The 13,160-nt window shown below is 38.6% G+C and carries 12 protein-coding genes; 5 read left to right on the plus strand and 7 right to left on the minus strand.

Annotated features, from left to right (window positions below):
- Positions 1–43 precede the first annotated feature (43 nt).
- The 3 genes from trxA to AC3RVG_RS14845 all read right to left on the minus strand — a co-directional run bounded on the left by trxA (position 44) and on the right by AC3RVG_RS14845 (position 5,953).
- Positions 44–361: a thioredoxin gene (gene trxA / locus AC3RVG_RS14835; protein WP_111879009.1), complete on the minus strand. Its 318-nt coding sequence runs from the start codon at positions 359–361 to the stop codon at positions 44–46.
- Between the two features lie 152 nt (positions 362–513).
- Positions 514–4,944, minus strand: coding sequence for a DNA polymerase III subunit alpha (gene dnaE, locus AC3RVG_RS14840; RefSeq protein WP_489692260.1), 4,431 nt, complete (start codon positions 4,942–4,944; stop codon positions 514–516).
- Positions 4,945–5,158: 214 nt separating this feature from the next.
- A complete protein-coding gene (locus AC3RVG_RS14845) occupies positions 5,159–5,953 on the minus strand; it encodes a DUF6252 domain-containing protein (protein ID WP_489692261.1) in 795 nt (264 codons plus the stop codon).
- 136 nt (positions 5,954–6,089) lie between these two features.
- On the opposite strand from AC3RVG_RS14845, the gene AC3RVG_RS14850 reads away from it, so the two are divergent.
- The 5 genes from AC3RVG_RS14850 (at position 6,090) to AC3RVG_RS14870 (ending at position 10,117) form a co-directional block, all read left to right on the plus strand.
- Positions 6,090–6,677, plus strand: coding sequence for a 30S ribosomal protein S16 (locus AC3RVG_RS14850; RefSeq protein ID WP_489692262.1), 588 nt, complete (start codon positions 6,090–6,092; stop codon positions 6,675–6,677).
- A gap of 11 nt (positions 6,678–6,688) precedes the next feature.
- Positions 6,689–7,213 carry a ribosome maturation factor RimM gene (gene rimM / locus AC3RVG_RS14855; protein WP_489692263.1) on the plus strand — a complete coding sequence of 175 codons (525 nt, stop codon included), beginning with the start codon at positions 6,689–6,691 and terminating at the stop codon, positions 7,211–7,213.
- Positions 7,214–7,309: 96 nt separating this feature from the next.
- On the plus strand, positions 7,310–8,020 hold the full coding sequence (locus tag AC3RVG_RS14860) for a tRNA1(Val) (adenine(37)-N6)-methyltransferase (RefSeq protein ID WP_489692264.1): 711 nt from the start codon (positions 7,310–7,312) through the stop codon (positions 8,018–8,020).
- 50 nt (positions 8,021–8,070) lie between these two features.
- Positions 8,071–9,249, plus strand: coding sequence for an acyl-CoA dehydrogenase family protein (locus AC3RVG_RS14865; protein ID WP_489692265.1), 1,179 nt, complete (start codon positions 8,071–8,073; stop codon positions 9,247–9,249).
- 175 nt (positions 9,250–9,424) lie between these two features.
- Positions 9,425–10,117 (plus strand): SGNH/GDSL hydrolase family protein, encoded by a 693-nt coding sequence (locus AC3RVG_RS14870; protein WP_489692266.1) that lies wholly within the window; start codon positions 9,425–9,427, stop codon positions 10,115–10,117.
- On the opposite strand, the gene AC3RVG_RS14875 is transcribed toward AC3RVG_RS14870, so the two are convergent.
- The 4 genes from AC3RVG_RS14875 to AC3RVG_RS14890 form a co-directional block, all read right to left on the minus strand.
- A complete protein-coding gene (locus tag AC3RVG_RS14875) occupies positions 10,114–10,443 on the minus strand; it encodes a 2Fe-2S iron-sulfur cluster-binding family protein (protein WP_489692267.1) in 330 nt (109 codons plus the stop codon). The two genes, AC3RVG_RS14870 and AC3RVG_RS14875, sit on opposite strands and share 4 nt — an antisense overlap.
- Before the next feature lies 1 nt (position 10,444).
- A complete protein-coding gene (locus AC3RVG_RS14880; RefSeq protein ID WP_489692268.1) occupies positions 10,445–11,497 on the minus strand; it encodes an NAD(P)/FAD-dependent oxidoreductase in 1,053 nt (350 codons plus the stop codon).
- Positions 11,498–11,561: 64 nt separating this feature from the next.
- Complete coding sequence (locus tag AC3RVG_RS14885; RefSeq protein WP_489692269.1) at positions 11,562–11,807, minus strand: NifU family protein; 246 nt, start codon at positions 11,805–11,807, stop codon at positions 11,562–11,564.
- 1 nt (position 11,808) lies between these two features.
- Positions 11,809–12,948 carry an Mrp/NBP35 family ATP-binding protein gene (locus AC3RVG_RS14890; RefSeq protein WP_489692270.1) on the minus strand — a complete coding sequence of 380 codons (1,140 nt, stop codon included), beginning with the start codon at positions 12,946–12,948 and terminating at the stop codon, positions 11,809–11,811.
- Positions 12,949–13,160: the final 212 nt, after the last annotated feature.

Raw genomic sequence — 13,160 nt, forward strand, 5'->3', positions numbered from 1 at the left:
ACGCCAAGCCTTTTTGTTTTTAATTTTTCTTTTTCAAATATTTTTACAAAAGCGAATCAATTGCTTCAGCGTAAACATTTTTAGGAGCAACACCTACTTGGCGGCCCACTACTTCGCCATTTTGGAAAACCAAAACGGTTGGAATGTTACGTACACCATATTTTGCGGCAAACTCTTGATTTGCATCTACGTCTACTTTACCTACCACGGCTCTGCCGTCGTATTCTTTTCCTATTTCTTCAATAATCGGTCCTACCATTCGGCAAGGTCCGCACCAGGCTGCCCAAAAGTCAACCAATACCGGCTTGTCACTTTTTAAAACCGTTTCTTCAAATGTTGCGTCTGTTATTTCTAATGCCATAATCTATGTTTTTTTAATGATTTCACAAAAGTAGTCATATTTTTTACTAAAACTTACGGGGTTAATATATGTTTAGGAAATGTAGGTATTGTTTATTTCTATCAATACTTTTTATTCACATTTATTGCACCTTTAACATTATTAGCCACTCATTAATTCAACTTATAACTCAATTGTTCCCTGTCCAGCTCGTCTAGTAATTCCTTCGAAATATTTATTTTATGTTTTTTGCTGGGCATCGTAAGATGAATTTTTTCCTCGTTTTCATATACCACAAAAAACAATTGCTTTTCACCTTTATGCGTTTTTACGAGATCTTTCAGCGCATTTATTTTACCATCTTCTAAAGAATTTAAAGGAAATGTAAGCGTCAATTTTTTTCCGTGAATTTCCATCACATCGTGCAATAATAAGAAGCTATTATACTGAAGTCGCGGTTCACCTTTTTTACCGGTATCGCGATTTGTCCAACCTTCTTTCACAAAAACACGGCCGTATATAAAACTGTTTGGAACTAAGAAATGGCGCCACTTTAGATATTCTTCCCCGAAAATTTTGAAGTCGTAACTGTCTTCATAATCTTCAACGGTAAAAATAGCCCAACCTTTTCCAGCTTTTGATTCTCGGTGCTGTACATCGCTCACAACACCACCAAAACACATTTCTTTATTGAGAAATTTTTCAAGATTGTTGAAATCTGAAACTTTGCAATTGGTGAAACTGTCCATCTCTATTCTGAAATCGTCCAGCGGATGTCCCGAAATATATACACCAACTACTTCTCGTTCCTGTTTCAGCTTCTTCATCGTGCCCCATTCTTCACAAGGTGGAACTTCTGGCTCGGGAATCTGCACGTCACTAGCGTCTCCAAAAAGACTTACTTGCGAAGAGTTCTGCGTTTCTTGATATTTTGCGGCATAACGAAGTACTTTTTCAATAAACATTATTCCATCGCCATCGTCGTGCAAATATTGCGCGCGATGCGTATCGAAGCTGTCGAAACCACCAGCCAAAGCTAAGTTTTCAAAAGCCTTTTTATTTGCAGATCGCAGATCGATTCGCTTAGACAAGTCAAAAACCGATTTGTATTTACCGTCTTTTCTATGTTCCACTATTGTTGCCACCGCACTACTACCAACCCCTTTTACAGCGCCCATCCCAAAACGTATAGCACCTTGATCGTTTACCGTAAACTTGTGAAAAGATTCGTTCACGTCTGGGCCCAAAACAGTAAGGCCCATCCGCTTACATTCGTCCATAAAAAAGGTAACTTGTTTTATGTCGCTCATATTATTGCTCAGTACCGCAGCCATATATTCTGCTGGATAATGCGCTTTTAAATAAGCTGTTTGGTACGCAATCCAAGCGTAGCAAGTAGAGTGCGATTTATTAAAGGCATAACTCGCAAATGCTTCCCAGTCTTTCCAAATTTTTTCGAGCTTTTCTGCGTCGTGGCCTTTTTCTGCAGCTTGAGCAACAAATTGCGGCTTCATTTTATCGAGCACCGATTTTTGTTTTTTACCCATCGCTTTTCGCAAAACATCGGCTTCACCTTTTGTAAAGCCAGCAAGTTTTTGCGACAGAAGCATCACTTGCTCTTGATAGACTGTAATTCCGTAGGTTTCATCTAAATATTCTTCCATCGCCGGAAGGTCATATTCAATCTCTTCTTCGCCGTGTTTTCTACGCACGAAACTTGGAATATATTCCATCGGACCCGGACGGTACAGCGCGTTCATTGCAATTAAATCTGCAAAAACCGTGGGCTTTAATTCCTTCATATATTTCTGCATTCCTGCAGATTCATACTGAAAAATCCCTACTGTATCTCCTCTTTGGAAAAGCTCGTAGGTTAGTTCATCATCCAGCGGAAAAGCATCCGGATCTAGATCAATATCGTGTTTGTGCTTTACAAGTTTTACCGTGTCTTTTATAAGGGTTAATGTTTTCAACCCCAAAAAGTCCATTTTTAAAAGACCCGCACTTTCCACTACCGAGTTATCGAATTGTGTAACGTATAAATCGGAGTCCTTTGCCGTAGCAACAGGCACGAAATCTGTAATATCGCTGGGGGTAATAATTACACCACAGGCGTGAATTCCGGTATTCCGAACGGAACCTTCCAGAATTTTTGCTTGGTTTATAGTTTGCGCTTCAAGATCATCTCCTTCCGAAAGATTTAAAAGTTCATTCACTTTCGGCAGCTCATCACTTCGGAAACGGCTTCGCAATTCCGCAGGAGTCAAACCGAAAATTTTGTTCAGTTTGGTCATATTCGGAATAAGCTTCGAAATTCTATCGGCTTCATTCAAAGGCAAATCCAAAACTCTTGCCGTATCGCGAATAGACGATTTTGCCGCCATTGTTCCGTAGGTAATAATCTGCGCTACTTGGTTGCTTCCGTATTTATTAATTACGTAATCCATTACCCTGCTTCGCCCTTCGTCATCAAAATCAATATCGATATCGGGCATACTCACACGATCCGGATTTAGGAAACGCTCAAAAAGCAGATCGTACTTTATGGGGCAAATATTCGTGATTCCTAAGCAATAGGCCACCGCACTACCAGCCGCCGAACCACGGCCCGGACCAACGGAAACGTCCATTTTTCGAGCTTCGGCAATAAAATCCTGTACAATCAAAAAGTAGCCAGGATAGCCTGTTTTTGCAATTACATTCAACTCAAAGTCTAATCGTTGTTTTATTTCCTTTACGCGCTGAGATGCACCTTCGGGAATTTCGGCATCAGTGAGCGCTTCATAGGAAACTTCAATTAATTCTGGGTAGCGTCTTTTTGCGCCTTCATAAGTTAAATAGCGCAAAAATGCATTCTCCCCGCGTTTGCCACCATCAATATCTTCAGGATCTAAAAATTCTTCTGGAATTCCGAAATTAGGAAGCAAAACATCGCGATGCAAACTGTAGGGCACTACTTTGGCAACCACTTCCTCAATGTTCAAAATCGCTTCAGGAAGATCTTTAAACAGCAACTTCATTTCGTCCTGTCCCTTGAAATAATATTCTTGATTCGGCAAACCGTATCTGTAACCTCGGCCGCGACCTATTGGCGTTGCTTGCTTTTCGCCATCCTTAACACAAAGTAAAATATCGTGGGCGTTGGCGTCTTCTTTCTTTATATAATAGGTATTGTTACAGGCAACCAGTTTTACGTTGTTGCGCTTCGCCATATCAATCAAGACACTATTTACACGCTTTTCATCTTCTTGATCATGGCGCATAATTTCCACATAAAGGTCATCTCCAAACTGGTCTTTCCACCAAAGTAGCGCTTCCTCTGCTTGGTTTTCGCCAAGATTTAAAATTTTCCCGGGTACTTCTCCGTAAAGACTTCCAGTTAAAACAATGATATCTTCTTTGTACTTTTCGACTATATTTTTATCAATTCGCGGTACGTAATAAAACCCTTCTGTGTAGGCAATAGATGCCATTTTTGCCAAATTATGATAGCCATTTTTGTTTTTGGCAAGCAATACAATTTGGTAACCATTGTCTTTATGTGATTTATTGAGATGGTCTTCGCAAACAAAAAATTCGCAACCTACAATTGCTTTTAGTGGTTTTGGAGGCTGTTCATCTTCATCATTTTTAGGTAAATCTGCGAGCGTTTTATTGTAATTGCTCACGGCCTGGACAAAATGAAATGCACCCATCATATTTCCCGTATCAGTCAATGATATCGCAGACATATTATTTTCGACAGCGGCATTCACTAAATCTAAAGTGCTGGAAGTAGATTGCAAAATAGAAAATTGCGAATGGTTGTGAAGATGCACAAATTTTGCTTCTTCAAGAGTTGCAATATTTTCTTTTATTTCTTCTGAAGAAATCTGTTCCGTTTCCGAAGCGGCCAAGATTTGCTTTCTGATATTTTCAGAAGCTTTTTTCAGGTTTATATGCTCTATCCCAATTAACTCAATAGTTTTGGGGTTTTCTTCAGAAAAATTTTCGAAATATTCTGGCTGTACGTCTAACTCCTCTTTTGTGAAAATTTGACGACGAACTAATTCGAAAAAACAACGCGTAGTTGCTTCAACATCTGCAGTTGCGTTGTGCGCTTCGGCAAAAGGTTGGCTGAAAAGATACTCGTGCAGCTCGGTTAACGTTGGCAATTTAAACTTGCCGCCACGACCACCAGGAATTTGGCAAAGTTGAGCAGTAGTTTCTGTACAGGTATCCAAAACTTGAAGATTGGGCAGCGGATTTTCAATTCCCAGTCGAAAAAATTCTGCACCCATTATATTTAAATCGAAACCTACATTTTGACCAACAACGAATTTCGTTTTTGAAAGTGCAGTTTGAAATTTTTCAGCAGCTTCTTCTAAGGAAATTCCTTCGGCCATTGCCAAATCTGTTGAAATTCCGTGAATTTTTTCGGCATCAAAGGGTATATTGAAACCTTCGGGTTTAATTAAATAATCTTGATGCTCTAAAAGTTTTCCATTAGCATCGTGCAATTGCCAAGCAATCTGGATACAGCGCGGCCAGTTATCGCTATCGCTAACGGGGGCGTTAAAGCGTTTGGGAAGACCTGTTGTTTCTGTATCGAAGATTAAATACATTGGGATTTCTTATTGATTGTTATTATTTACAGCGGATTTCGGCTCCGCGTAGGAATCATTTTTGGAAAGGTAAAAATAGAAAAATCAACCCCTTTTGGGTAGTTAAATTATTAGTAGTTGTTCACAATAAAAAACCGCCTTTGGAGAATTCCAAAGACGGTTTCACAAATTAATAAGATTTAACTTTAAGGCTATTTATTGAGCGAATAACAAATTAATATCCCACATCAAACTGACCTTCAGTAATTACAGACAAATCTGTCACGAAAGAAAAGGTAGCTTTGAGAGTCGTTGCAGGAATATTGTGTTCAAGAATTTTTACTAATCCTTCAACTGTTGTTTCTAGCCCATCGACACCTTGGTATCTTGCTGTAAAACCTGCTCTTGGCAAAGTATATTCTCCCGGTTCCACATTAATTGGTACCGAAATCATAAGCGTGGCATTGTCTGAGCTTGCAGAAGTAATTATTGCATTATTTGTGCTACGTGATGATACAGTAAGTGGCATAAATGTATTGCCATTAACTTTAGCACTAAATGAACCAGCATTGTTGGGATCGTCTATATTTACACCAGAATAAGGAACATCATAAAGCACACCTTTAGATACATATACCGTATCTATCCCCGCAAGGAAAGCGTTAAATTTAAAAGTACCGGTAAGTGTTTTATTAGTTTCGTTAACTTCGGAAATAGTAATTATACCTGTTCCATTTGGATCTGTAGTATAAAGGTTCCCGCCCATATCTGCATAGATTGCATAATTTCTGGCACCTTCTTCAATTGTATAATTCCCCTCTCCCAAACGCGAAATATGTAGCGTAATAGATTCATCTTGATCAAAACCCTGAATAGTAACCGTACCATTTGGGTTTACCGCGGCACGAGCGTCTGTAGAAATGTATAAATTATTGTCTACTTTTGCTTGCAATGCAACTATATTGGTTTGTGTATCATCGCAAGAAACCAGCGACATTATGGCTACGAGTACAAAAAGAAAGTTTTTCATCAGCAAAAGTTGGTATAAGTGATTTCTTACAAATGTAAAGAAAAACTTTAATTGATTGAATTTCAAAACGAAAATATACTATCTTTGCCGTCCTTAATTATAACCGGAGTCGAGAACTCCAAAAATTAATTTAAACATGCCTGTAAAAATCAGACTACAAAGACGCGGAAAAAAAGGGAAACCTTATTTCTGGATTATCGCTGCCGATGGCCGTAGCAAAAGAGATGGTAAATACCTTGAAAAAATAGGCTTTTACAATCCAACAACAAACCCTGCACAGATTGATCTTGACGTAGACAGCGCTGTAAAATGGCTTCAAAATGGAGCACAACCTACAGATACTGCACGTGCGATTCTTTCTTATAAAGGAGCTTTAATGAAAAATCACCTTGCTGGTGGTGTTCGTAAAGGTGCTTTAACAGAAGAACAAGCTGAAGCAAAATTCAATGAATGGATGGAATCTAAAACAGGTTCAATCGATCACAAAAAAGCAACACTTTCTGAAGTAAAAGAAAAGGCGAAAGCTGAAGCTCTTGCTGCTGAAAAAGTTGTAAACGAAAAGCGCGCTGCTGAAGCTGCTGCCGCTGCTGCTCCTGTAGTAGAGGAAACAACTGAAGAAGTAGTTGAAGCAACTGCTGAAACTGAAACTGAAGAAGCTCCAGCTGCTAAATCTGCAATTGAAGAAGCTGCAGACGAAGCAAAAGAAAACAAAAAAGAAGCTTAAATCTAAAGACGATGCAAAAGGAGAATTGCTTCTACTTGGGCAAAATCGTTAGAAAATATAGCTTTAAGGGGGAACTGCTTATTAAGTTAGATACAGACGAACCTGAACTTTTTACTGAAATGGAATCGGTTTTTGTGCAACAGCGCAAAAACTTGATTCCATTTTTTATTGAAGAAAGTTCGCTACATAAAAGCGAACTACTTAGAGTACGCTTTGAAAATGTAAATAACGAAGATGAAGCAAACGCACTTATTGGCGCACATCTTTACTTACCTTTAGAATTTCTTCCAAAACTCACTGGCAACAAATTTTATTATCACGAAATTATCGGGTTTTCTGCTGAAGATGAATCTTTCGGGAAAATTGGCGAAATCACCGGCGTTAACGACACTACTTCGCAAGCCTTATTCGAAATTGATCGGGACGGAAAACAGATTTTAATACCGATGATTGACCATTTCATTAAAAAAGTGGATCGGGAAAATAAAACCATACTTTTGGATGTGCCAGATGGACTGATTGAAATGTACCTTTAGAATTGAAATCCCAAATTTCAAGAACCAAATTCCAAATACATTTCAAAAAACAAATTCCAAAAATCAGCAATCAGCAATCGTAAATCTAAAATCCTTTTGAAACCTTTCAAATTCAAACAATTTACCGTTGAACAAGACCGCTGTGCGATGAAAATTGGCACGGACGGCGTACTTTTAGGAGCTTGGGTTTCTGTAAAAAACAAACCGTATTCCATTTTAGATATTGGTGCAGGCACCGGAATTATTGCACTTCAACTTGCACAACGATCGCACGCAGAAATGGTGGATGCTATCGAAATTGACGAAAACGCTTATGAGCAGTGTGTAGACAATTTTGAAAATTCGCCGTGGGGAGACCGACTTTTTTGCTATCACGCCTCTTTGGAAGAATTTGTTGAAGAAATTGACGACAAATACGATCTCATAATTTCCAATCCACCGTTCTACTCTGAAGATTTCAAAACAACCGACGAATCTCGCGATGTGGCACGTTTTAACGATGCACTTCCTTTTGATGAATTGATTGAAAGTGCTTCACTTTTACTTTCAGACGAAGGGGTTTTCGCAGTTATTATTCCACGTAAAGAAGAAGAAGGTTTTATAAAAATGGCTTCGGAAGTAAATTTGTTACCAAACAGAATTTGCAGAGTTCGCGGCAATAATACTTCCGAAGAAAAAAGAAGTATGCTCGAGTTTTCCTTTGAAAAAACTGCTGTAAAAAATGAAAATCTCACCATTGAAACTTCCCGTCATAATTACACCGAAGACTACAAAAAACTGGTACAGGAATTTTACCTTAAAATGTAGGTCTTTAAGCTTGTGATTTCTACATTTGTATTCCTTTAAATTACTTATAGATGAAACCAGATTTATTTGAAGCTCCAGATTATTACAATCTCGACGAATTACTTTCCGATGAACACAAATTGGTACGCCAAGCTGCCCGTGATTGGGTAAAGCGCGACGTATCACCGATTATAGAGGAATACGCTCAAAAGGCGGAATTTCCAGAACAAATTATCAGCGGTCTTGCTGAAATTGGCGCTTTTGGCCCATACATTCCCGAAGAATACGGTGGTGCTGGCCTTGACCAAATTTCGTACGGATTAATTATGCAGGAAATAGAACGTGGCGATAGTGGCGTTAGGAGTACCGCATCTGTGCAATCTTCATTGGTTATGTATCCAATTTATAAATACGGAAACGAAGAGCAACGCAAAAAATATTTACCAAAACTTGCTTCTGGCGAATGGATGGGCTGTTTCGGACTTACAGAACCCGACCACGGAAGTAACCCGAGTGGAATGACCACCAACTTTAAAGATAAAGGCGATCACTATCTTTTAAACGGTGCAAAAATGTGGATCAGCAATGCTCCGTTTGCACAAGTTGCCGTTGTTTGGGCTAAAAACGAAGAAGGTAGAATCCACGGTTTAATTGTAGAACGTGGCATGGAAGGCTTCTCTACTCCTGAAACACACAATAAATGGTCGCTTCGTGCTTCGGCAACGGGCGAGCTTATATTTGATAACGTAAAAGTTCCGAAAGAAAATTTACTTCCGAATAAATCTGGATTGGGTGCGCCGCTCGGCTGCCTAGATTCTGCACGTTACGGAATTGCTTGGGGTGCAATTGGTGCCGCAATGGATTGTTATGATACGGCACTGCGTTATTCAAAAGAAAGAATGCAGTTTGGAAAACCGATTGGTCAATTCCAACTACAGCAGAAAAAACTTGCTGAGATGATTACTGAAATCACCAAAGCACAATTACTTGCTTGGCGTGTAGGCGTAATGCGAAATGCAGGAACCGCAACAAGCGCACAGATTTCTATGGCAAAACGAAACAATGTAGATATGGCGATTACTATTGCTCGTGAAGCAAGACAAATGCTAGGCGGAATGGGTATCACTGGCGAATACAGCATTATGCGCCACTCCATGAACCTAGAAAGTGTGATTACCTATGAAGGCACACACGACATCCACTTGTTGATAACTGGTCTTGATATTACTGGGCTGAACGCTTTTCAATAAACCGACGGACATCCTTTAAAAAACCACGAATGCTCGAATTATAAAATATTCGTGAATTCGTGGTTTTAAATTTTCTCAATATTTTTCTTTGATAAACGTTTAACAGCCAATATTTCACTGGTTATAAAACTGAGTACACGCTTTTATCGTATTATTATAAACTGAAATTACGAAAATGATGACTTTCAAAAATTTTATAGTATTACTAGCGCTCCTACCAATTTCATGTGGGGTTTCAAAAGAGAAAGTTTCTTCGGAAGAAACAACTTACAAATACTTAGCCCTCGGCGATAGCTACACTATTGGCGAAAGTGTTTGTGGCGACTGCAACTATCCGAAGCAATTGACCGATAGTTTAAACAATACTTCAAAGAAAAAAACTTCCGTAAAAATAATTGCAAAAACGGGCTGGACTACAACAAATTTAGTGTCGGCAATCGCGGCAGAAAATCCTTCAAAAGAATATGATTTAGTTACTTTGCTAATTGGTGTAAACAACCAATACCAAGGTAAACCGTTTTTACTTTACGAAGAAGAATTCCCAAAACTGTTGGATATGGCAATAGCTTTTGCAAAAGGGAAGAACGAAAACGTGATTGTACTTTCTATTCCAGATTATGCTTATACGCCCTTTGGACAGAAATCAGGCAAAGCCGAAAAAATAACTTCAGAGTTAATTAAATACAATGCTTTCGCAGAAAAAGTAACTTCAGAAAGAGGCGTCAAATTTGTGAATATTACACCAATCACGCAAAAAGGCATAGATACCCCAGATTTAGTTGCAGCTGATGACTTACATCCTTCGGAAGTGGCTTATAAAAAGTTTGTTGAAATGCTATTTGAAAAAGTTTTGAAAATACTTCGCTAAATTTCGGGAGCTAATTCTATTTCTAAACCGTCGAGTTCTTCTTTAATAAAAATTTGACAACCCAAACGGCTATTTTCTTTCACATTATAAGCTTCAGAAAGCATTAAATCTTCGTCATAACTCATTTCGGGAAGTTCGTGTTCGCTCAAAACATAACATTGACAGGAAGCGCACATTGCCATCCCGCCACAGATACCTATTGTGCCTTCGGGAGCTAATTCATACGAACGAACTATTTCCATTAGATTCATATTCATATCTGTTGGAGCATCGACATCGTGCTTCACTCCTTCGCGATCAATAATCGTAATTTTTATATCAGTCATTTTAATTAATCGACTTAATTACTGCTTTAGGAGCTTCTTTTTTACTTCCATCAAAACCTTCAACACCTCCAACAGTGGTATATTTCATAACATAACGCTTGTTAGGGAAAATGCGTTGGTAAGCACTTTGGCACATTAAAGTTGCCTCGTGAAAACCGCAAAGAATTAGCTTCAGCTTTCCGGGGTAGGTGTTAACATCGCCAATGGCATAGATTCCGGGAATGTTAGTTTGGTAGTCTAAAGTGTTATCTACCTTAATTGCATTTTTCTCAATTTCAAGACCCCAATCGGCTATTGGACCGAGTTTTGGCGATAATCCGAAAAGTGGAATAAAATGATCGCATTCTCTATTAAAAACCTCAGCACCTTGTTTAATTACTACTTCTTCTAAACCATTATTTCCAACCAAACCAATTACTTCGGCGGGAGTTAGCAGTTCAATCTTTCCGAGGTTTTTTAATTCTTGAACTTTATCAACACTGTCCAACGCGCCACGGAATTCATTTCTGCGATGAACCAATGTTACACTTTTTGCCACATCTGTTAAGAAAATACTCCAATCCAATGCTGAATCACCACCACCAGAAATAACCACATCTTTATCGCGGTACAATTCTGGATCGCGGATAATGTACTCTACGCCTTTATCTTCGAAATTAGCGAGATTTGAAATAGGTGGTTTTCGTGGCTCAAAACTTCCCAATCCGCCTGCAATTGCAACTATTGGCGCGTGATGCTTTGTACCTTTATCTGTGGTAACTATGAAAGTACCATCCTCTAATTTTTCAATAGTATCTGCGCGTTCCCCTAAAGTGAAACCAGGCTGAAACGGTTCAATTTGTTTCATTAAATTACTAACCAAATCGCCCGCCAATACTTCTGGGAAACCTGGAATATCGTAAATAGGTTTTTTAGGATATATTTCTGTGCACTGTCCGCCAGCTTGTGGAAGTGCGTCAATTAGATGACATTTCAACTTCAGTAATCCGGCCTCAAAAACAGCGAAAAGACCCGTAGGTCCCGCACCGATTATGAGAATATCTGTTTTTATCATGAAAGACTATTTCTTAATTAAGTTCAAAAATAATTTAGAAATTGGTTCAAAAAAATGACGGTTGTCATTGGTGGGAAATACTCACAACTTTTTCAATTTGTGGAGCATACTTTTTAATGGTCATTTCAACCCCACTTTTCAAGGTCATTTGATTTACCGAACAACCCACGCATGCGCCTTCCAACTGTACATTTACTACTTTTCCGTCTTCAATAGAAACGAGCGAAATATCTCCGCCATCACTTTGTAAAAACGGTCTAATTTCGTCGAGCGCCTCTTCTATTTTTGTTGTAAGTTCTTGGGTTGTCATATTATTGTTTTACGGCGCTGCAACCTGCCATTGTTGTAATTTGTATTGCTTCTGTTGGAGGAAGGTTTTCGTTTCTTCGAACGGTTTCTTCAACAACATTTCTAGTAATTGCTTCAAAGGCTTCCTCGGTTGGTGTTGTAGTTTGCAATACTGCTGGTCTGCCCACATCACCCGATTCACGAATACTTTGTACCAAAGGAATTTCGCCTAAAAATGGTACATCCAAATCTTCAGCTAAATGTTTTGCGCCTTCTTTTCCAAAGATATAATATTTATTCTCAGGGAGTTCCGCTGGAGTAAAATAGGCCATATTCTCGATAATTCCCAAAACAGGAACGTCAATATTTTCTTGGCGGAACATTGCCACTCCTTTTCTAGCATCAGCCAAAGCCACATTTTGAGGTGTGCTAACTACAACCGCTCCAGTTATTGGCAACGATTGCATAATACTTAAATGTATATCGCCCGTTCCAGGAGGAAGGTCAATTAGCATAAAGTCTAAATCTCCCCAAGCAGCATCAAAAATAAGTTGGTTTAAGGCTTTTGAAGCCATTGGCCCACGCCAGATTACGGCTTGGTCGGGTTGTGTGAAAAAGCCAATAGACAGTATTTTCACCCCATAATTTTCAACTGGCTTCATTTTACTTTTTCCGCCGACGTTTATAGAAAGTGGTTTTTCATTTGCCACATCAAACATAATTGGAATGGATGGTCCGTAAATATCAGCATCTAAAATACCGACTTTAAAGCCCATTTTTGAAAGTGTAACTGCTAAATTTGCCGTTACAGTAGATTTTCCAACACCACCTTTTCCAGAAGCTACGGCAACAATATTCTTAATGCCAGCAATTGGTTTTCCCTTTATTAAGTTTGGATTTTGTGGTTTTGCTGGTGCTTCAATTTTTATATTTACTTGCACTTTAGCATTTGCATCCACTTTATCGTGAATAGTTTTAATAACATCTGCTTCGGCGCGTTTTTTTATATGAAGTGCTGGTGTGGAAAGTTTCAGATCTACGATAACTTCATCTGCAAATGTTACCACATTCTGAACTGCACCGCTCTCTACCATATTTTTACCTTCACCTGAAACCGTAATAGATTCAAGGGCTTGAAGGATATCTTGTTTTGAAATGCTCATTTTTTACTTGTAATATTTAGATTCATTCTAAAGTGCAAATATAGTGGGAATACTTCGGAAAACGAAGCAGTAAGATTGAAATGATTTATAGTTTGATAATTGAATTTTAGGATGGAGAGATATTTTGAATACGAGCTTGAAGTATTTCCTAATATTTGTAAATTTTTAAAAAATTAGGAAATCTACACGTTCTTGAAAATGTGAAGTATTTA

It is taken from the genome of Aequorivita sp. IT1282 (genome assembly GCF_058068205.1).

Bases quoted from the DNA above. Each gene is read 5' to 3' on its own strand.
- AC3RVG_RS14885 (WP_489692269.1), bottom strand. From the start codon at position 11,807: ATGACAACCCAAGAACTTACAACAAAAATAGAAGAGGCGCTCGACGAA.
- AC3RVG_RS14845 (WP_489692261.1), bottom strand. From the start codon at position 5,953: ATGAAAAACTTTCTTTTTGTACTCGTAGCCATAATGTCGCTGGTTTCT.
- AC3RVG_RS14875 (WP_489692267.1), bottom strand. From the start codon at position 10,443: ATGACTGATATAAAAATTACGATTATTGATCGCGAAGGAGTGAAGCAC.
- AC3RVG_RS14880 (WP_489692268.1), bottom strand. From the start codon at position 11,497: ATGATAAAAACAGATATTCTCATAATCGGTGCGGGACCTACGGGTCTT.
- AC3RVG_RS14865 (WP_489692265.1), top strand. From the start codon at position 8,071: ATGAAACCAGATTTATTTGAAGCTCCAGATTATTACAATCTCGACGAA.
- trxA (WP_111879009.1), bottom strand. From the start codon at position 361: ATGGCATTAGAAATAACAGACGCAACATTTGAAGAAACGGTTTTAAAA.
- AC3RVG_RS14850 (WP_489692262.1), top strand. From the start codon at position 6,090: ATGCCTGTAAAAATCAGACTACAAAGACGCGGAAAAAAAGGGAAACCT.
- dnaE (WP_489692260.1), bottom strand. From the start codon at position 4,944: ATGTATTTAATCTTCGATACAGAAACAACAGGTCTTCCCAAACGCTTT.
- AC3RVG_RS14870 (WP_489692266.1), top strand. From the start codon at position 9,425: ATGATGACTTTCAAAAATTTTATAGTATTACTAGCGCTCCTACCAATT.
- rimM (WP_489692263.1), top strand. From the start codon at position 6,689: ATGCAAAAGGAGAATTGCTTCTACTTGGGCAAAATCGTTAGAAAATAT.
- AC3RVG_RS14890 (WP_489692270.1), bottom strand. From the start codon at position 12,948: ATGAGCATTTCAAAACAAGATATCCTTCAAGCCCTTGAATCTATTACG.